Annotated in this window: 16 protein-coding genes; 12 read left to right on the top strand and 4 right to left on the bottom strand. The window is 50.5% G+C overall.

Annotated elements, in window-relative coordinates; translation table 11 throughout:
- The first annotated feature begins 43 nt into the window (after positions 1-43).
- The 9 genes from G9409_RS00760 to G9409_RS00720 all read left to right on the top strand — a co-directional run bounded on the left by G9409_RS00760 (position 44) and on the right by G9409_RS00720 (position 9,633).
- The gene (locus G9409_RS00760; protein ID WP_166806985.1) at positions 44-754 is read left to right on the top strand and encodes a class I SAM-dependent methyltransferase; all 711 of its coding nucleotides are present in this window, start codon (positions 44-46) and stop codon (positions 752-754) included.
- Positions 751-1,614: a DUF4905 domain-containing protein gene (locus G9409_RS00755; protein WP_166806984.1), complete on the top strand. Its 864-nt coding sequence runs from the start codon at positions 751-753 to the stop codon at positions 1,612-1,614. The genes G9409_RS00760 and G9409_RS00755 overlap by 4 nt, the downstream gene beginning before the upstream one ends.
- Positions 1,611-2,621 carry a tyrosine-type recombinase/integrase gene (locus tag G9409_RS00750; RefSeq protein WP_166806983.1) on the top strand — a complete coding sequence of 337 codons (1,011 nt, stop codon included), beginning with the start codon at positions 1,611-1,613 and terminating at the stop codon, positions 2,619-2,621. The genes G9409_RS00755 and G9409_RS00750 overlap by 4 nt, the downstream gene beginning before the upstream one ends.
- A gap of 80 nt (positions 2,622-2,701) precedes the next feature.
- Positions 2,702-3,022 (top strand): HPF/RaiA family ribosome-associated protein, encoded by a 321-nt coding sequence (locus G9409_RS00745; protein WP_166806982.1) that lies wholly within the window; start codon positions 2,702-2,704, stop codon positions 3,020-3,022.
- 77 nt (positions 3,023-3,099) lie between these two features.
- Positions 3,100-4,095, top strand: coding sequence for an HPr(Ser) kinase/phosphatase (gene hprK, locus G9409_RS00740; RefSeq protein WP_166806981.1), 996 nt, complete (start codon positions 3,100-3,102; stop codon positions 4,093-4,095).
- A gap of 73 nt (positions 4,096-4,168) precedes the next feature.
- Positions 4,169-5,890, top strand: a complete 1,722-nt coding sequence (locus tag G9409_RS00735; RefSeq protein ID WP_235923224.1) for a peptide-binding protein — start codon at positions 4,169-4,171, stop codon at positions 5,888-5,890.
- A gap of 6 nt (positions 5,891-5,896) precedes the next feature.
- Complete coding sequence (locus tag G9409_RS00730; RefSeq protein ID WP_166806979.1) at positions 5,897-6,862, top strand: ABC transporter permease; 966 nt, start codon at positions 5,897-5,899, stop codon at positions 6,860-6,862.
- 31 nt (positions 6,863-6,893) lie between these two features.
- Positions 6,894-7,916 carry a Holliday junction branch migration DNA helicase RuvB gene (ruvB, locus tag G9409_RS00725; RefSeq protein WP_166806978.1) on the top strand — a complete coding sequence of 341 codons (1,023 nt, stop codon included), beginning with the start codon at positions 6,894-6,896 and terminating at the stop codon, positions 7,914-7,916.
- On the top strand, positions 7,909-9,633 hold the full coding sequence (locus G9409_RS00720) for a tetratricopeptide repeat protein (protein WP_166806977.1): 1,725 nt from the start codon (positions 7,909-7,911) through the stop codon (positions 9,631-9,633). The genes ruvB and G9409_RS00720 overlap by 8 nt, the downstream gene beginning before the upstream one ends.
- 143 nt (positions 9,634-9,776) lie before the next feature.
- Here the strand turns inward: G9409_RS00720 and nifJ are convergent, their stop codons facing one another.
- Positions 9,777-13,346 carry a pyruvate:ferredoxin (flavodoxin) oxidoreductase gene (gene nifJ, locus G9409_RS00715; RefSeq protein ID WP_166806976.1) on the bottom strand — a complete coding sequence of 1,190 codons (3,570 nt, stop codon included), beginning with the start codon at positions 13,344-13,346 and terminating at the stop codon, positions 9,777-9,779.
- 244 nt (positions 13,347-13,590) lie between these two features.
- Between nifJ and rlmB the strand changes: the two genes are divergently transcribed.
- The 3 genes from rlmB to gcvPA all read left to right on the top strand — a co-directional run bounded on the left by rlmB (position 13,591) and on the right by gcvPA (position 16,385).
- Complete coding sequence (gene rlmB / locus G9409_RS00710) at positions 13,591-14,337, top strand: 23S rRNA (guanosine(2251)-2'-O)-methyltransferase RlmB (protein ID WP_166806975.1); 747 nt, start codon at positions 13,591-13,593, stop codon at positions 14,335-14,337.
- Between the two features lie 323 nt (positions 14,338-14,660).
- Positions 14,661-15,044, top strand: coding sequence for a glycine cleavage system protein GcvH (gene gcvH / locus G9409_RS00705; protein ID WP_166806974.1), 384 nt, complete (start codon positions 14,661-14,663; stop codon positions 15,042-15,044).
- A gap of 3 nt (positions 15,045-15,047) precedes the next feature.
- Complete coding sequence (gene gcvPA / locus G9409_RS00700) at positions 15,048-16,385, top strand: aminomethyl-transferring glycine dehydrogenase subunit GcvPA (RefSeq protein ID WP_166806973.1); 1,338 nt, start codon at positions 15,048-15,050, stop codon at positions 16,383-16,385.
- 74 nt (positions 16,386-16,459) lie between these two features.
- On the opposite strand, the gene dapA is transcribed toward gcvPA, so the two are convergent.
- From dapA to G9409_RS00685, 3 genes are all read right to left on the bottom strand, one after another.
- Positions 16,460-17,350 carry a 4-hydroxy-tetrahydrodipicolinate synthase gene (dapA, locus tag G9409_RS00695; RefSeq protein ID WP_166806972.1) on the bottom strand — a complete coding sequence of 297 codons (891 nt, stop codon included), beginning with the start codon at positions 17,348-17,350 and terminating at the stop codon, positions 16,460-16,462.
- A 147-nt stretch (positions 17,351-17,497) separates the two neighbouring features.
- Entirely contained in the window at positions 17,498-17,638 is a 141-nt protein-coding gene (locus G9409_RS00690; protein ID WP_166806971.1) for a hypothetical protein, read from the bottom strand.
- Positions 17,623-18,627: an SDR family NAD(P)-dependent oxidoreductase gene (locus G9409_RS00685; RefSeq protein ID WP_166806970.1), complete on the bottom strand. Its 1,005-nt coding sequence runs from the start codon at positions 18,625-18,627 to the stop codon at positions 17,623-17,625. The genes G9409_RS00690 and G9409_RS00685 overlap by 16 nt, the downstream gene beginning before the upstream one ends.
- Between the last annotated feature and the right edge of the window lie 12 nt (positions 18,628-18,639).

Genomic DNA, 18,639 nt, shown 5'->3' with positions numbered 1-18,639 from the left:
ACCCACTTTTCTGAACAGTTGACGTATAAAAAGGCGCGTAATCATGAACTCACCAAATACCGGGGCGGGAGGGGAGACAGAGCAACTGTATGAGGCACTTGCCGGAGAGTATGATCTTGATGAGAAGCACTATACCTTTGGCGCTCACTCCTTCAGCTTTCTCTCTGTTCTTGACAGTTATGCGCTTCTTGACAGGATATCGCCGGAGGAGTTTGTGAAGGATGAACAGATGCCCTACTGGGCTGAAATCTGGCCTTCCGCCATCACGCTCTCCACTTTTATTGCTGATGAGCTTCCGCTTGAGGGCAAGCGTATCGTTGAAATCGGTGCCGGAGTGGGGATGGCTTCGATTGTTGCAGCCTGGAAAGGGGCGAGTGTGCTTGCTACAGACTACTCTCTGGAAGCACTTCGTTTTATCCGCTATAATGCGCTGAAAAACAGGGTAAAGGTAGAGACCGAAAGGCTTGACTGGCGGCTGGTGCAGTGCAGAGAACAGTTTGACCTGCTCTTTGCCGCAGATGTGCTTTACGAGCGGGTGAACCTCCTTCCGATTGTCTATGCAATTGACAAGCTGCTTAAACCGGGTGGAGCGGCTTTTATTTCTGATCCCCGCAGAAGGCTTGCCGAGCAGTTTCTTGAGCTTGCCGGTGAGAATGATTTTTCGGTTACCCCTCTGGTCCGGGAGTATCGGACAGGCACAGAGTCGGTTGCGGTCAATATCTACCGATTGATGAGGAGCGCAGAGAGTCCATGAACAGCATCCAACAGCAGCTTCCGGTTATCTGGAGCTATCATGCGGGAGCCGGTGCGCTCATCTGGCAGTTCATGTTTACCGGCAATGGAGAACTGATCGGTCAGAAGCGCTTTCCACTTAGCCGCGAGGCACTTTTTTTCAGCATTGAGACAGAGAGCGGAAAGGTTTTTTTTGATGATTATCTCCTGACGGACACTCGGCATCCAATCGCCGCAGGGGAGGGGTGGTTTACCGGTTTTGAAACAACATCCCGTGATCTGCTCTATTGCCACCTTTATCAACCGCAAAGTCCGGAGCATCAGGGTATATGGGCGCTGGATGCGAAGAGCGGGCGCGTTGTATGGTCACGCAGAGATATTATTTTTGCCGCGAATCTCGAGCATGAGTTTCTGGTCTACCGGCTATCGGTTTTCGCCGGTTTTCCCGAAAGACATTTTATCCTTATTGACCCGGAGAGTGGTGAAGATCTCCGCCATCTCGGTACTGAGAGTATGTCGGTCAGTGAGATAAGGGCACAGCTTGTTCCTGAAGAGGAGCGCCAGCAGGTTATTCTGCCTGAGTTTGTCTCTGAAGGTATGGCGCTTGAACACCTTGCGCTGCAGCGTGTTGGTGTTGCCGGGTCGGAACGCTGTGAATGTATTGTGCTGGGCGCACTGACTGTTGCAGCGCTGCATGAAGCGGCTGATCACCCCGGTTTATGGAACTCCCGGCTCAAGGTGTGGCAAAACGACCGGCTGGTTTATGCTGACTGGATGGAGAGCGGTGTCGAGAAGCCGGGTTTGAACAATTTCCTGATCCGTGGTGTTCATTTGTATTACATTAAAAATAAAGCGGAACTTCTCTGTGTAGCACTCTCATGAAGGATTCATCCTCATCATGGTTTTCCATACCGGCGGCTGAAGAGTACAAGCCTCTCGGCAACTTTCTCAGCGCACTCCGGAGCAGAAAAAACCTTTCACCCAATACGCTGAAAGCATACCGGGGTGATCTGATTCAGTATTTTTCCTTTCTTCTGCACCATTTCAGGCTTGATGACCTGAACGGTTTTGCCCTCGAACAGGTTAAGGCTGTAGATGTGAGGCTTTTTATGGGAGCTCTGATAGAGAGAGGAGTCAAGCCCCGATCAATTGCACGAAAACTTGCTTCGGTCAAAAGTTTCTATCGCTATCAGCAGGAGAGGGGTGAGATAACGGGCTCGGTCTTTTCCTTTATAGCAACACCCCGTTATCCGAAGCGTGTTCCGGCCTTTTTAACCGAACAGCAGACAGAGAAGCTTTTTAATGAAGAGCTCTCTTCCGGAGCCGCACCATTCCGGCAGAGTGAAAAGAGCCCGATCGAGGAGGCGTTTGTCTCGGAGCGTGACCGGAGCATTCTTGAGCTGCTTTACAGTTGTGGCCTCCGGGTCTCGGAACTTACCGGGCTGACAACCGACCGGCTTGATCTTGACGGTGGATATGTGAAACTCACTGGCAAAGGGCGCAAGCAGCGGATTGTTCCCGTCGGGGGAGCTGCGCTTCAGGCACTCAAAAAATATTTTGAAGTCCGGCGAAACTTCTTTAGAATATCTCTGAAGGGGAGAGCTGAATCGATAAACTATGTATTTGTAACAAAAAAGGGTAAACAGCTGTATCCCATGCTTGTCCAGCGATTGACCAGAAAATATCTTGTTTCGGTCACAGAGCAGAAACAGAAAAATCCACATATACTGCGTCACAGTTTTGCCACACACCTGCTGAACAGCGGGGCTGACCTTACCAGCGTCAGTGAAATGCTCGGTCACAGTAATCTTTCGACAACTGAGATATATACGCATGTTACCTTTGATCGCCTGAAGGAGGTATACCGCAAAGCGCATCCCAGGGCATAGATTATTCCAGCTCCGGTTTACTCCAGAAACCAGGGGCGTGTTCCTTCTTTACGTTCACCATATATTTAACGGAGGTTGTTATGACAAAAGTTGTTGCCAATGAACCGCTCAATGTTAAGGTTACCCTGCGCCATTCCAATAATCACACGACTATAGAGGAGTATGCCCGCAATGCCGTGCTTCCGCTTTCCCGGATTTTCCCCGGAATAATCAGCTGTCATGTTATTCTGGATCATCAGAAGAATGACTTTGAAAAGAACAAGCTTGCTGAGATAACGGTGAATGTTCCGCAGCATGTGCTTGTTGCCAAGGATGCGGGAGTTGCCTACGAACAGTGTATCGATAACTGCGTTGAAGCAATGAGCCGTCAGCTGCTCAAATACAAGGAAAAACAGTCATAACACGCTCTTATTGACTATTGCGGGGTCTTTTATGGATTGGCCCCGCAGTTTTTTTTCACACCTCCATTGCCAAACCCATGAATCTTGATCAGAAAGGATTAAAAAAGCGATCGATAACGGTCGCCTATTTTTTTAATACGATCGGCAAGAAGCACGATATCAAGTTGCGGCGTCTGAACAATGTTGATGAGGAGAAGCGCCGGATTTTTGAGCGCGATCTTCACCGTCCAGGACTTGCTCTTGCCGGATTTACCAATCTCTTTACCTACAAGCGGGTACAGATTCTGGGAAATACGGAGACGAGGTTTCTCAATCATCTGGATGAGGATGAGCGCAAGCGGGTGTTTGAAAATCTTGTGCGATTCAAGATGCCCTGCATTATTTTAACCAGCAACAACAAACTGCCTCCGGAGCTGCTCAACATGGCAACCAGGGCGGGAATTCCGGTTTACATTACCCGCCACTCTTCAACGAAAACCGTCTATCTTGTTACCGGCTTTCTTGATGAACAGTTTTCACTCTATCAGCAGTATCACGGCTCGATGGTTGATGTATACGGGGTCGGTGTTCTGTTGACCGGCAAGAGCGGCCTCGGAAAGTCCGAAATAGCCCTTGATCTTGTTGAACGTGGTCACGGGCTGGTGGCCGACGATGTTGTTGTTATTCATCGAAAGGGTGAATCCATGGTGCTGAGTGCCAAACGAAACAATATTGTTGATCATTTCATGGAAATTCGCGGGCTCGGAGTCGTTGATGTCAAGGCGACCTTCGGTATTCGCGCTATTCGTGATGTCAAGGAGGTGCTGGTGGTGGTTGAGCTGCTGGAGTGGAACAAGGAGATGGGCTACGAACGGCTGGGGCTTGATACCAAATTCACTAAAATTCTCGGTGTCGATGTTCCGCTTGTACAATTGCCTATATTTCCGGGTAAAAATATTACGGTTATCATTGAGGTTGTTGCCCTTAATTTCCTGCTGAAGCGATACTCGAATTATGTTGCAGCTGAAGCCCTGACCGAGCGGATAAAACAAGTAATCAATAATGACAGAATACAGGAAAATTTTGAAGAGTGAGCTCCCCTGCGGGCGCTCTTTGCCTTTGTCAGGGTTGGTGTTTAGCCTGCTCCTGGCCCTCTCTGTTTTCGCCATGAGTGGCTGCAACCGGAGTAACGGGGGTACCGAGCATTCAGCAATGGGACAGGCGGCAATGGATTCTACCCTTGTCATTGCCATGCTTGGCGATGCTGATTATCTGAATCCCGTACTCGGCAGTACGGTCACATCCGGCAATATCATGGGTTTGATCTATCCTTCGCTCCTTCAGACAGAGTTTGATACGTCGACCGGACTGCTCAACTACATGGCGCTCGAAAAAAAGCTGCGTGAGGTTGCATCGGGTCAGGCAAAAAAAACACCCCGGGCCGCAGTTGCCAGGAGCTGGCAGATGTCTGCGGATCATAAATCCATAACCTATACGCTCAGAAATGATGCATTCTGGAATGACGGCAAGCGGATTGTATCGGGCGATTTCAAGTTTTCCTATAAACTCTATGGCAATCCGGTCATTGCCAGTGCCCGTCAGCAGTATCTTGCAGAACTGGTCGGAGCTGACAAAGGCCGGATAGATTTTGACAGGGCAATAGAGACCCCGGATGATACAACACTGATTTTCAGGTTTTACAAACCAGTTGCGGAGCATCTTGCCCTTTATCATACCTCGCTGACACCTCTGCCCATGCACCTCTGGAAAGATGTCAAACCTGAAGAGTTCCGTCACTCACCGCTCAATCTGGAACCGCTTGGTGCCGGTCCCTACAAGCTGAAGAGATGGCAGCAGCAGCAGCAGATGATTCTGGTTTCAAGCCGGAACTCCAATCTTCCCAAACCGGGAAATATTCCTGCTCTTGCGTTCAGAGTGGTGCCGGATTATACGGTGCGACTGACGCAGCTGCAGACCGGTGCGGTTGATGTTGTTGAAAATATCAAACCCGAGGATTTTACCGCCCTCATGAAGGCAAACAGGCAGATTGATATCAAAACAGTCGGACTCAGAGCCTATGACTATGTCGGATGGTCCAATATTGATCAGGAGGAGTACCGCAGAAGCGGAAAAGTGAAACCTCATCCGCTCTTCGGCTCGCCAAAGGTAAGGCTTGCCCTGACTCTTGCAATAGATCGTGAGTCAATCATTGACGGCTATCTCAAAGCATATGGTGTGATCTGCAATAACGATATTTCTCCATCCCTGAAATGGGCATACAATAACCGGATAACACCGCATCCAATGGATCCTGCCAGAGCCTCCGCTCTCCTCAGGGCTGAAGGGTGGCTTCCAGGGCCTGACGGTATACTGCAGAAGCAGGGCCGGAAATTCAGTTTTGTGCTCTATACCAATGCGGGCAATGCACGCAGAAACTACGCCAGTACGATCATTCAGCAGAACCTGCGTGCGATCGGCATTGACTGCAAGCTTGACGTCCAGGAGAGTAATGTCTTTTTCGAGAATCTTCAGGAGAGAAAGCTTGATGCATGGATGGCCGGATGGTCGATAGGTCTGGAGATCGATCCTCTTGATGTCTGGGGTTCGGATCTCAAAAAGAGCCGGTTTAATTTTACCGGATATGTCAATCCGCGAATTGATCAGCTCTGTGAACTTGCCAAACAGAAAATGGATCCGACAGGAGCAAAAGCTTACTGGCAGGAGTATCAGGAGATTCTGCACAGGGATCAGCCTATCACCTTCCTTTACTGGATCAAGGAGACCCAGGGGTTCAGCAAGAGGATTGAGGGCGAGGAGCTCAATATTTCCGGAACTTTTTACAATCTTGACGACTGGAAGCTTCGGCCTTCAGCTGCAGTTACCCAATAGGATGTCATGCTGATCTATATTCTCAAACGCATTCTGATAGCTGTACCGCTTATTTTCGGCGTGCTGACCCTGACTTTTTTCATTATCAGGCTTGCTCCCGGTGATCCGGCGGCCTTTTTTATACAACCGGGAATCAGCCCGAATGTTGCCGAGCAGATCAGGGCGCAGTATGGCCTTAACGATCCCCTTCCGGTGCAGTATGTCAAGTGGCTTGCCAATGTATTGCAGGGTGATTTCGGTCGCAGTTTCAGCCGTGCCCAGCAGCCTGTTTTTGATGTCATTGCCGAGGCGCTGCCGATTACGGTAACCATCGCGGCTCTTACGCTTGTTGCGAATTTTACCTTTGGCATTCTTATCGGTATTATTTCGGCAGTTCGCCAGAACAGTTTTATTGATCGCTTTCTGACGGTGACCGCACTCTTTTTTTATTCCATGCCGGAGTTCTGGTTTGCCCTCATGATGATTATACTCTTTGCTCTGAAGTTTCCTCTTTTTCCCGCTTCGGGGCTGAACGAGATCGGGGCGGAGAGTTTTGGCCCGCTGGGCTTTCTCATGGATCGTTTCTGGCATCTGGTTCTGCCGGTAACCGTCCTCAGCATTAACGGGGCGGCAGGTATCGCACGCTATGTCAGGGGCAGCATGCTTGAGGTGATCCGTCAGGACTATATCCGAACCGCAAGAGCGAAGGGATTGCCGGAAAATGTGGTTATTTTCAAACATGCGCTTCGCAACGCCCTGCTACCGGTCGTTACCCTTATGGGGAGTTCACTCCCCTTTATTTTCAGCGGAGCTCTCTTTATCGAAGTGATTTTTGCATTCCCCGGTATGGGAAGGGTGACGGTAGAGGCGATCTTTGCCAGGGATTATCCGCTGATCATCGCCAATACCTTCATTTCAGGCTCCCTGATCGTACTTGGCAATCTTGTTTCTGATGTGCTCTATGCAGTTGTGGATCCACGCATAAAGCTCTGAAGGTGCTCATCAACCTGAAACGCTCTCTGCTGTGAGAATAGAACTGCTCAATACACCACCCGATGCCGTTGAAACAAGGTTTGAGGAGCAGATACGTCCGCTTCGGATGGGTGATTTTGCCGGGCAGCAACGATTGACCGATAACCTGAAGGTATTTATATCCGCGGCCAAAATCCGGGGAGATGCACTCGACCATGTTTTGCTGTCAGGACCTCCGGGTCTTGGTAAAACAACACTTGCCTATATTATTGCCTCTGAAATGGGGGGAAGCATCAAGGCTACCTCCGGGCCTCTGCTCGACAAGGCGGGCAATCTTGCCGGTCTGCTGACCGGTCTGCAGAAGGGTGATGTCCTCTTTATTGATGAGATCCATCGCATGCCGCCGGCGGTTGAGGAGTATCTCTATTCGGCGATGGAGGATTTCCGCATCGATATCATGCTTGACAGCGGCCCCTCTGCACGTGCCGTACAGCTTCGCATTGAACCCTTTACCCTTGTCGGAGCCACAACCCGTTCCGGTCTTCTGACCTCACCGCTCAGGGCACGCTTCGGCATCAACAGCCGTTTTGACTACTATTCGCCGGATCTTCTTGAAAAAATCATTGTCAGGGCCTCTGGTATTCTCGGTATCGGTATTGATGGTGAAGCGGCAAAGGAGATTGCCGGTCGCTCCCGGGGTACTCCCCGTATAGCCAACAGACTGCTCCGGCGGGCGAGGGATTTTGCCCAGGTTGATTCCGAAGCGCTCATTAACCGCTCCATAGCCATGAAGACCCTTGAATGTCTCGAAATAGACGAGGAGGGACTTGATGATATGGATAAAAAAATCATGGAGACCATTGTCAACAAATTTAACGGCGGCCCCGTCGGTATAGCCTCTCTGGCCGTGTCAGTGGGGGAGGAGCAGAATACCATTGAAGAGGTTTATGAGCCCTACCTGATTCAGGCGGGCTATCTGACAAGAACGCCGAGGGGAAGGGTAGCGACCCTGCAGGCGCATCTGCGATTTTCAACAGGAGTGGAGAGGAGTGAAGGTCCTCTTTTCAATGCGTAGCCTGTGCGGAGCTATACCGGCGGTGCGGCATGCTGTGCATTTCATGCTGCTGTTTTCGGCTTTTTTGGCGATCACCCTTTCAGGCTGTTCTTCAGAGCCGGTTGTTGCGGGAAGGAGCCTCAAGGCTGACTCTCTTTCCGAATCGAAGAGAAGGGAGTTTGTAGCAGCACTGCTGTTAAATGTAAAAGGGGAGCACAGGGCGGCTGTTGATCGCTATAGGGCTCTTCTGCAGAGCGATGCTTCATCTCCTGCTATCAATTATGCCCTTTCACGATCATTTTACGGTATTGGTGTTTCCGATTCCGCCCGATTTTACAGCGAAAAGAGCGTAAAGCTCGATCCCTCCAATACCTATTACCTGCGATATCTTGCAGAGCTTTCCCATCAGATGACTGATTACACCTATGCGGCCGGGCTCTACCAGCGCCTTGTCACGCTTGAACCCGGTCGTCCGGAGAACCTCTCTCTGCTTGCCCTCGAATATCTTTCTGCCGATCAACCGGAAAAAGCTCTTGCCGTCTTTCAGGAGATTCTTCGTATTGATCCGAAGAATGAAACAACCCAGGCCCAGGTGCTGCTGCTTGAAATAAAGCTTCGTCACTATCAGAATGCAATCGGTACCCTTAACGAGCTGGTTGAACAGGGAAATGGTAAAGAGAAGCTGCGCCTGACCCTTGGCGAGCTCTATCTGCAGACCGGTCAATATGAATCGGCATTCAAGTCGTTTCGGGACGTTATCAATGACAATCCTCTCTATGTTCCGGCCTGGCTCGCGCTGTTTGAAGTCTCTGTACAGTCGGGAAACCGGGAGACTTTTTTGAACGATCTTCACCGGTTTCACCTGCTCGGTCGTATTGGTGCTGATCAGAAGATTGCGGTTGCCCGTCTCTTTCTTATCCGATCATTGAAGGACAGCGCCTACGAGGCACCTGCCCAGGTTATGATTTCAGAACTGAACAGGCATTATCCCCGCAATGGCAGTGTTTATCTGCTCAGAGGGCAGTCTCTGCTTCAGCGGCAGGATGCACAGGGAGCGGAGCGTTATTTTCGCAAGGCACGCTCTTTTGTGCCGGGGAATCCGGTTATTGATGAGGCTCTGGTTTCCGCCTATATCATGCAGAAAGCGTATCATAAAGCGTCATCGATCATCGTGCGGGCAAAAAAACGATATCCCGTTCTGGCGATGAGATTCCGGGTTATGGAAGGGGATCTTCTCTATCAGGAGGGAAAGCTCGACCGTGCTGTTTTGCTGCTTGAAAACGTGATGCAGTCGATCAATGTTAAAACAGAGAAAGACCTTTACCTTCAGGCTGCAGGTATTCTTGCCTTATGCTATGACAGGCAGGGTTTATCCGTCAAAAGCATCAGACTTTATGAGGAGGTTTTGCAGCTTGATCCCGGAAATGCGCTTGCCATGAACAATATTGCCTACATGCTTGCCGAGCAGGGCAAAGATCTGTCGAGAGCCAAAACGCTTGCCATGAAAGCGGTAGCAGCGGAGCCGCTCAGTGCAAGTTATCTTGATACGCTCGGCTGGATACTCTACAGGATGGGCGAATATGACAAATCGAGGGAGTTACTGGAAAAAGCCGCAGGGCTCAATGCACAGGAAGCTGAAATATTCGACCATCTTGCCCAGGTATATGACAAACTCGGAAACATGCAGAAGGCCGCTGAAACTCGTGACAAGCTGCGGAAGCTGAAGGGGAAGCCTTGAAGAGATTCTGAATTATGGATTGAGCTCCAGAGGAAAGCGATATTGGTAGAAAGTGATTGATGTTTCTCTTCGTCCTTGATGTCCTTTCACTCAAACAAAAAACGGCGGGTGTTATACCGCCGTTTTTTATTGCTTTCTTTTACTCAGGCTGACTTCTCTTTCAGCTCATCAAAGGTTCTGGCTGCAAGGTATTCGTAATGGGCCCACCGTGCGTCCACCTCTTTCTGGATTGCGGTAAAATAGCCCTCTGCAAGAGCCGGATGGCTCTTCTTGAGCATTCTGAAGCGGTTCTCCATGTTGAGGAACTGGGCAACCGGGATTTTCGGTTTTTTCGAATCAAGAATAAGCGGATTTTTACCCTCTTTCAATCTGTCCGGATTGAAGCGGTAGAGCAGCCAGTGTCCGGAATCCACAGCGGCTTTCTGGTTGTCCAGCGCTGTCCCCATGTCGATACCATGAGCGATACAGTGCGAGTAGGCAATGATGATCGATGGGCCATCGTAAGCTTCAGCTTCAAGGAACGCCTTGAGTGTCTGCTCATCACGCGCTCCAAAAGCCACCGAGGCGACATAGGCATTGTTATAGCTCATGGAGATCATGCCGAGATCCTTTTTCGTTACCGTGCGGCCGGCAGCGGCAAATTTTGCAACCGCGGCTTTCGGGGTTGCCTTCGATGCCTGACCACCGGTGTTTGAATAGACCTCGGTATCAAGTACCAGAAGGTTGATGTTCTTGTCACCTGCCGTGATATGGTCAACGCCGCCGTAACCGATATCATAGGCCCAGCCATCGCCGCCCACGCCCCATACACTCTTTTTGACCAGCATATCGGCTATCGAGAGCAGGTTTTTTGCGTCGGGTGAATCCAGTTGGCGAAGTTTCTCCTTGAGTATCGCCACCCGTTTTCTCTGCTCGAAGATCTCAGGTTCAGTGAGCTCTTTTGCTTCAAGGATCTCCCGTGTCAGGGTCTCACCGATCTGGGAGCCGATTCTCAGCAGAATCTCGCTGGCGTATTCACGCTGCTTGTCAATTGATATCCTGAAACCGAGAGCAAACTCTGCGGTATCCTCGAAAAGAGAGTTTGACCATGTCGGCCCGAGACCCTGAGCATTGGTGGTGTAAGGTGTTGTCGGAAGATTACCGCCATAAATCGATGAACATCCGGTGGCATTGCCTATAACAAGGCGGTCTCCGAAGAGCTGTGTCATGAGTTTGATGTAGGGTGTTTCACCGCACCCTGCGCAGGCTCCCGAAAATTCGAAGAGAGGCTCCTGAAGCTGCTGTTCCTTGATCAGCTTGGTATTGATTTTGTTGCGATCAAACTCCGGAATGTTGAGATAGTAGTTCCAGTTGTCAATCTCGGTCTCTCGAAGCGGAAGCTGCGGCTCCATGTTGAGTGCATGGCGTTCCGGATTGCTCTTGTCCCTTCCGGGGCATACATGAGCGCAGACGATACATCCGGTACAATCCTCAGGCGCTACCTGGATGGTATAGTTCATCCCCTCCCAGCTTGCACCCTTTGCCTGTATGGATTTGAAGGTACGGGGTGCGTTTTCAATGTATTTGGGGTCATAGACCTTGGCGCGGATAGCCGCATGAGGGCAGACCATGGCGCATTTGCCGCACTGGATGCAGAGATGGGGTTCCCATACCGGGATTTCGTCAGCAAGATTGCGTTTTTCGAATTTAGCTGTGCCGGTTGGATAGGTGCCGTCATCGGGAAGATCGCTGACAGGAATGTCGTCACCGTCACCGGCAATAACTTTTGCCAGTACATTACAGAAGAATCCGCTTGCCTCTCCGACAATACAGGAGCGCAGATCCTGTTTGCTGTCGGCAACCGTGCCGATCGTTACCTGGTGCAGATTGGTAAGGGTATTATCTACAGCCTGTATGTTCTGCTTGACGACCTCATCACCCTTTTTACCATAGGTATATTTTATAGCACTCTTGATTTTTTCAATCGCCTCTTCACGTGGAAGTACTCCGGAGATGGCAAAAAAGCAGGCCTGCATGATGGTGTTGATGCGCTGGCCCATCCCGCTTGCACTGGCGACCTTGTATGCATCTATGGTGTAGAGTTTTGCCTCTTTGCGGATCAGGTGTTCCTGGACGGTTTTCGGAAGTTTATCCCATATCTCTTCCGGAGTGAATTGAGAGTTCAGGAGCAGTGTTCCGCCCTTTTTCAGATTTTTAACCAGATCAATCATGTCAAGGAAGATCCAGTGGTGACAGCCGATGAACTGGGCTTCGGTAATCAGGTATTGTGAACGAATCTCATGAGGACCGAACCGCAAGTGTGAAGTGGTGATTGATCCTGATTTTTTGGAGTCATAGACAAAATAGCCCTGGGCGAAGTTCGGCGTGTTTTCACCGATGATCTTGATGCTGTTTTTGTTGGCACCAACCGTACCGTCGGAACCAAGGCCGTAAAAGAGGGCGCGGAACATTTCGTCCGGCTCAATCGAGAAGGTCCGGTCATAGTCGAGGCTCAGGTGGGTGACATCATCATTGATGCCGATCGTGAAATGGTTTTTCGGTGCGGCTGTTGCCATATTGTCGTAAATGGCTTTAACCATTGCCGGCGTAAACTCCTTGGAGGAAAGACCGTATCTTCCGCCGGTAATGTTCGGCAGCCCTTTCAAGAGCCCTTTCTGCACACCTTCAAAGAGAGCGTTGACGATATCAAGGTAGAGCGGTTCTCCGGCGCTTCCTGGCTCCTTCATCCGGTCAAGAATGGAGATCGATTTGATTGTGGAGGGCAGTGCCCTGACAAGACGCTCAACATCGAACGGACGGAAGAGGCGGGCATTGATAACGCCGACTTTTTCACCGCTGTTGTTGAGATATTCAACGGTTTCACGGACGGTTTCAACGCCGGAGCCCATCATGATGATAACCCTCTCTGCATCAGGAGCACCGTAGTACTGGTAGAGTTTATAGTGCCGTCCGGTAAGCTCACCGAATTGTGCCATCACCTTTTCTGTGATATCCGCACAGGCATTGTAGTAGCTGTTGACGGTCTCGCGAGCCTGGAAATAGACATCCGGATTCTGTGATGTTCCCCGGATAATCGGGGCATCAGGGCTCATGCGCCGGTTGCGGTGCGCAATGACAAGATCATCGCTGATCAGTGCTTTTATGGTTGTATCGGGAATGACCTCGATTTTTGCTATTTCATGCGATGTCCTGAATCCATCAAAGAAGTGAAGGAATGGAATTCTTGATTCAAGGGTTGCCGCTGCCGAGATAAGCGCCATATCCATGGCTTCCTGAACAGAACTGGATGCAAGCATGGCAAAACCTGTTCCCCGAACCGACATGACGTCACCATGGTCGCCGAAGATCGAAAGTGCCTGACCGGCAAGGGCACGAGCCGATACGTGAATCACGCAGGGGGTGAGTTCACCGGCAATTTTATACATATTCGGAATCATCAGGAGAAGACCCTGTGATGCCGTAAAAGTGGTTGTCAGAGAACCGGTCTGCAGCGCGCCGTGGACCGCTGCAGCTGCACCAGCCTCACTCTGCAGTTCATCAATTTTGGGAACGGTGCCCCAGATATTCTTTTTTCCTTCGGCAGACCAGGCATCGGAATACTCGCCCATCGGGGAGGCCGGAGTAATCGGGTATATACAGATAACTTCACTTGTACGATAAGAGATATGAGCAACAGCTTCATTTCCCTCCATGGTTTTAAATATCCGGCTCATACTGGCAGTCCATGAATTTGTATTGATGAAAGGTATGTACAGGGGGAGCACGATCCAGGAACCCCGAAGGAGCTGAAAACGTTATGATCGTAATTAATTCGAGACGATTGGAAAGATATTAAAAAAATCGATTTTTGATAAATTTAATTACATTCTGCTTTGCTCCCCGCAACAGGCTGCCGGTCTCTCTTTACCGGGATCCGGAGCTTACCTTATTAATCTGCAAGAGAGGGTATGAACGTTTATGGATGTTGAACATTCAGAAAATATTGTTTACGGCCGAAATGCTGTACTTGAGCTGCTCCAGCAGAAGCCCGAGAGCATCGAGAAGATCTATTTCCAGTTCAATACTACGCACCCCAAGCTCAAGGAGATCATCATTGGCGCAAGGCGGCAGAAGATTGTTACCGGCAAGGCCAGACTCGAAAAACTCTCCCTGATTGCAGGAACAACGAAGCACCAGGGTGTGTGCGCACTCATCAGCACGGTTACCTACTACTCGCTGGACGAGGTTCTGGCCTCCCCCCGCAACAGCTCTCCGCTTCTGGTCGTTCTGCAGGGTCTGGATGATCCGCATAATATCGGAGCCATTATAAGGACAGCTGAGGCCGTGGCGGCTGACGCTGTTGTGCTTGTGGAAGGAAAGGGTTCTCCGGTCAACGCCGTGGTTCACAAGGCATCCGCCGGAGCGCTCTCCCATATGCGGATCTGCAAGGTGAAGAGCCTTGTTCGAGCTCTTGAATATCTGCACGAAAAGGATATTCAGGTGATTGCGGCCGATATGGATGCGGAACTCAACTATACCGACGCCGATATGAAGCGAGCGACAGCCATAGTGCTTGGCATGGAGGGGAGCGGGATTGCCCCGGAAGCGCTCAAATTCTGTGATCATGTTGTCCGTATTCCCATGGCCGGTTGTGTGGAATCCCTGAATGTCAGTGTGACGGCAGGGGTACTGCTTTATGAGTCGATGCGGCAGCGTCTTTCATAGGGGCACCTCTATTAATTTGTTCCGAAACCCGATTACTGCGTTGGGCGGTGCTCGAAATCTTCATGAACTCTCGTGTACACTCCGGTTTCTCTGGCTCCGTCCGCCTCGCCCATAAACCGCATATGACGATGTACTAGAAGTGCCATACAAGCTGATTGTCCCGATCCTGCCGGAATTGAAAACATTTCTCATATATCTTTTTTTGATTGATTTAACCGGGATTCTTTTTCCGCGTTCTTTCAGCACTTTCAAAAAAATATTACCTTGCCTGTCATATACAGTTACTGCTCCGGAAAACTCCAACAACACTCATACGCGCTATCATGACTATTCCTGAAGATCTTCTTTATACCAAAGACCATGAATGGATCAAACTGCTTGCAGACGGCAGCACCGCCCTGGTCGGCATTACTGATTTCGCCCAGCACGAACTTGGTGATATTGTTTTTGTGGAGCTGAAGTCTGCCGGAACGGTACTCAAGCAGCATGAGGTGTTCGGTACCGTTGAGGCGGTCAAGACGGTTGCCGATCTTTTTGCTCCGGTTGCCGGCGAGATTCTTGAACTCAACCCGTCGCTCGACAGTGCCGAAATTGTCAATCAGGATGCCTATGGCGAAGGGTGGCTGATCAAGCTGAACGTTGCAGGCCCTTCAGCTCTTGAGGGACTTCTTGACGCTGCGGCATACCGTCAGTTGACAGGAGAGTAACCTATGCCCTTCATTATCAATACTCCGGAAGAGAGGGAGGAGATGCTCCGGGCGATAGGTGCAGCTTCCTTTGAGGATCTTATCAAGGATATTCCTGAAGAGATCCGGCTTAAAAAAACCCTTGATCTTTTTGCAGCTTCGGATGAACCGCAGGCGCGGAAACTGCTCGAAACCCTTGCTTCTGCGAACCGGAGCACTTCCGATTATGTGAGTTTTCTTGGCGGAGGAGCATACGATCACTTTATTCCCGCCGCGATCAAGACTATTGTCTCACGCAGCGAATTCTATACAGCCTATACCCCCTACCAGGCGGAGGTTTCCCAGGGTACCCTGCAGGCGATTTACGAATACCAGAGCCTGATTTGCCGTCTCTATGAGATGGATGTAGCCAATGCCTCCATGTATGACGGAGCTACAGCACTTGCCGAAGCGGTTCTGATGGCCATGAACGTCACCGGCCGCTCACAGGTTGTGGTTGCCGGCAAGCTGCATCCCTACAACAGCGCTGTTCTGAAAACCTATCTTGAAGCATCCGGTCATAATGCGGTCATCCAGAATGAACTTGCAGATGGTGCCGGATCTCTCGCTTCACTTGAGACACTGGTCAATGAGAGTGTCGCGGCCGTTGTTGTTCAACAGCCGAATTTTTACGGCTCTCTTGAAGATGTTGAAGCGATACGCGACAGCGCACATGCAAAAGGAGCTCTCTTTATTGTTTCAGCCGATCCGCTCTCGCTCGGCGTGCTTGCAGCACCCGGAAGTTACGGTGCCGATATCGCAGTCGGAGAGGGCCAGCCGCTTGGTAACCCGCAGAATTTCGGCGGTCCCTATCTTGGTATCTTTACGGTCAGGCAGGAGCTTGTCCGCAAGATTCCCGGCCGACTGGTCGGTATGACCAAAGACCGCGATGGCGAGGATGGCTTTATTCTTACCCTGCAGACCCGCGAGCAGCATATCCGCCGGGAAAAAGCAACATCCAATATCTGCAGCAACCAGGCGCTCAATGCATTGCAGGCCGCCGTTTACCTTTCGCTGCTCGGCAAAGAGGGTATCCGGCAGGTTGCCGCACAATCCACCCGGAATGCGCACTATCTGGCAGCAAAAATTGATGCACTGCCGGGGTTCTCACTGAAGTATCAGACTCCGTTTTTCAAGGAGTTTGTTGTTGAAACTCCGCTTCCAGCAGCGGAAATTATCAACGCCATGCTTGAAAAGAGGGTGTTTGCCGGTTACGACCTTGCTGCTCACCACGATACCGGCCTGTTGATAGCCGTAACCGAAAAGAGGACAAAGGAGGAGCTTGACAGCTTTGCGGAGAGCCTTGAGGCTTTTATTGCGTAAACTGGAAGAAGGGAGTTATAAATCAAAAGGGCTGCATGTGATCATCATGCAGCCCTTTTGATTTGAAGAGAGAGCTAAATGAGGCCGAGTGAAGCCAGTTCCGCATCCATGATCAGCTTGTTTTCTGCTGTCATCGGCACAAGCGGCAGCCGGTAGATCTCCTCAATCATTCCCATCCGTGCGAGGGCATATTTTACCGGCACCGGGTTGCTCTCAATAAAGTTCAGTTTAAAGAGCTTTCTGTAGGTACTGTTCAATGAGCGTGCTTCATCAAGATTACCCTCCTTGACCGCATTGACCAGGCTTTTGACCTGTGAAGGCACCTGGTTTGCCGCTACGGAAATCACTCCGTCTCCTCCCATGGCAATAAAGGGGAGTATCATGGAGTCCTCTCCCGTGAGAACCGACAGATGTTCCGGGCGCTCCTCTATAAGCTCCATGATCTGACCGATATTTTCCGAAGCCTCCTTGACTGCTGTGATGTTGCCAAACTCACGTGCAAGCCTGAGTATGGTTGACGCAGCCACATTGCATCCGGTTCTTCCGGGAACATTGTAGATAATGACCGGCACAGAGACAGCTTGAGCTATATGGCGGTAGTGCTGGTAGATACCCTCCTGCGAAGGTTTGTTGTAATAGGGTGCAACGGAAAGAATTGCTTCAGCACCGGCCTTTTCGGCGTGCTGTGCAAGTTCAACAGCGTGCTCGGTTGAGTTGGTGCCAGCACCGGCGGCCACAATGATCTTGCGATCAGCTTCTTCCTTTACGGTGCGGATGATGGCAAACTGCTCTGCTCCGGAGAGGGTCGGTGACTCACCGGTTGTTCCGCAGGGTATGATAATATCGGTTCCCGCCGCGATATGAAACTGCACAAGCCGCCTTAACGCATCGGTATCGACGGATCTGTCGTGCCGGAAAGGAGTGACCAGCGCAACGGCAGATCCTGAAAGGTATCGTGTGGACATACTCGTTAAAATCCTCTTGTTATTACTAATGGTTTTATTCCGCTAAAACTATAAGATAAAATAGTATAGCCGAAAAAGAACTGCCTGAAAACACCCTCTGTTTTAACAGGTTTTCCGGGAACTTCAGTTTCCGGTTCTTCCCTGGTTTCACTCTTCAGAAAGATAGAAGATAAATAAAGAAACCAAATTTGCTCTTTCAGAAATATTTTCACTCTCCGGTACTCTTGATGCACGCTCTTTTTTGCACTCATTCAGTGCCGCTTCCGGAGCGGCTACTTCTGTTTCCATTCTGCGGGGTCAACCGTCATCAGCCATTTGAGAGTCCTTCTGATCCCTTCGTCCAGAGCGATCTGTGGCGACCATCCAAGGATCCTGCGGGCTTTTGATGCATCAATAACTGCACGGGAGGCAAGCAAAACAACTGCCTGACGGGTAAGGAGGGGCCGTTTTGCGTGTTTGATCATCCGGTAGAGCGACTCCATTGCTCCTGCAAGCAGATAGACAAAGCGGTAGGGCAGATAGCGTGATGGCGGTGGAGCATGAATTCCTTTGGCTATCCTTGTGCACAACTCCTCGAGGGTTATCCGGTCGCCATCACTTGCCAGAAACCCTTCATTGCAGGCATCGGGGTGGAGTGCTGCAAGCATCAGGAGATCAACAAGGTTATCAATATAGATAAGGCTCATACGGGCATTACGAGCCCAGTAAAAGAGCTGACGGCGACGAATACTATCAGCCAGTAACGGGAACAGGGTTCGGTCATCAGGCCCGTAAACCCAAACGGGATAAACAATAGTGGCATTCAATCCCATACCGGCATATTCCAGTACCGTTCTGGTTCCCCCTATTTTTGTATCGGCATAGCTCTGATTTCTGATGGCGAAGGGAGTCTGTTCATCAATCCGCTCAAATCGGGAATGATTGAAGCATTCAAATGAACTGATGTACACCACTCTTTTTACATGCTCCCTGAGCGCCGCTTCGCAGAGGTGCCGTGTACCGCCGACATTGATATTCCTGAACTCGCGGAGATCGCCCCAGTCAGAGGTGAGGGCTGCTGCATGAAAAACGAGATCACACCCGTTAACCGCTCTTTTTACCGCTTCGGCGTCACGGATATCACCTTCGACCACATCGACGCCATCGCTCTCTAACCCGGCAATCGCGCCATTGCCTTTACGAACGAGAGCTCTGACGGGATATCCCTCCCGGATGCATCTCCTGACCAGATGAGAGCCGATAAATCCCGATGCACCGGTGACCAGAACTACTGTCATTGCAGGATGATG

Origin of the sequence: Candidatus Chlorobium masyuteum (assembly GCF_011601315.1) — a bacterium.
In the GTDB taxonomy this organism is placed as follows: Bacteria; Bacteroidota; Chlorobiia; order Chlorobiales; family Chlorobiaceae; genus Chlorobium; species Chlorobium masyuteum.
The sequence above is the reverse complement of the archived record's forward strand: the minus strand, read 5'-3'. Positions and strand labels throughout refer to the sequence as shown.

Coding starts and splice junctions, on each gene's coding strand:
- G9409_RS00760 (WP_166806985.1), top strand. CDS start 44: ATGAACTCACCAAATACCGGGGCGGGAGGGGAGACAGAGCAACTGTAT.
- G9409_RS00755 (WP_166806984.1), top strand. CDS start 751: ATGAACAGCATCCAACAGCAGCTTCCGGTTATCTGGAGCTATCATGCG.
- G9409_RS00750 (WP_166806983.1), top strand. CDS start 1,611: ATGAAGGATTCATCCTCATCATGGTTTTCCATACCGGCGGCTGAAGAG.
- G9409_RS00745 (WP_166806982.1), top strand. CDS start 2,702: ATGACAAAAGTTGTTGCCAATGAACCGCTCAATGTTAAGGTTACCCTG.
- hprK (WP_166806981.1), top strand. CDS start 3,100: ATGAATCTTGATCAGAAAGGATTAAAAAAGCGATCGATAACGGTCGCC.
- G9409_RS00735 (WP_235923224.1), top strand. CDS start 4,169: ATGAGTGGCTGCAACCGGAGTAACGGGGGTACCGAGCATTCAGCAATG.
- G9409_RS00730 (WP_166806979.1), top strand. CDS start 5,897: ATGCTGATCTATATTCTCAAACGCATTCTGATAGCTGTACCGCTTATT.
- G9409_RS00720 (WP_166806977.1), top strand. CDS start 7,909: ATGCGTAGCCTGTGCGGAGCTATACCGGCGGTGCGGCATGCTGTGCAT.
- nifJ (WP_166806976.1), bottom strand. CDS start 13,346: ATGAGCCGGATATTTAAAACCATGGAGGGAAATGAAGCTGTTGCTCAT.
- rlmB (WP_166806975.1), top strand. CDS start 13,591: ATGGATGTTGAACATTCAGAAAATATTGTTTACGGCCGAAATGCTGTA.
- gcvH (WP_166806974.1), top strand. CDS start 14,661: ATGACTATTCCTGAAGATCTTCTTTATACCAAAGACCATGAATGGATC.
- gcvPA (WP_166806973.1), top strand. CDS start 15,048: ATGCCCTTCATTATCAATACTCCGGAAGAGAGGGAGGAGATGCTCCGG.
- dapA (WP_166806972.1), bottom strand. CDS start 17,350: ATGTCCACACGATACCTTTCAGGATCTGCCGTTGCGCTGGTCACTCCT.
- G9409_RS00690 (WP_166806971.1), bottom strand. CDS start 17,638: ATGGAAACAGAAGTAGCCGCTCCGGAAGCGGCACTGAATGAGTGCAAA.
- G9409_RS00685 (WP_166806970.1), bottom strand. CDS start 18,627: ATGACAGTAGTTCTGGTCACCGGTGCATCGGGATTTATCGGCTCTCAT.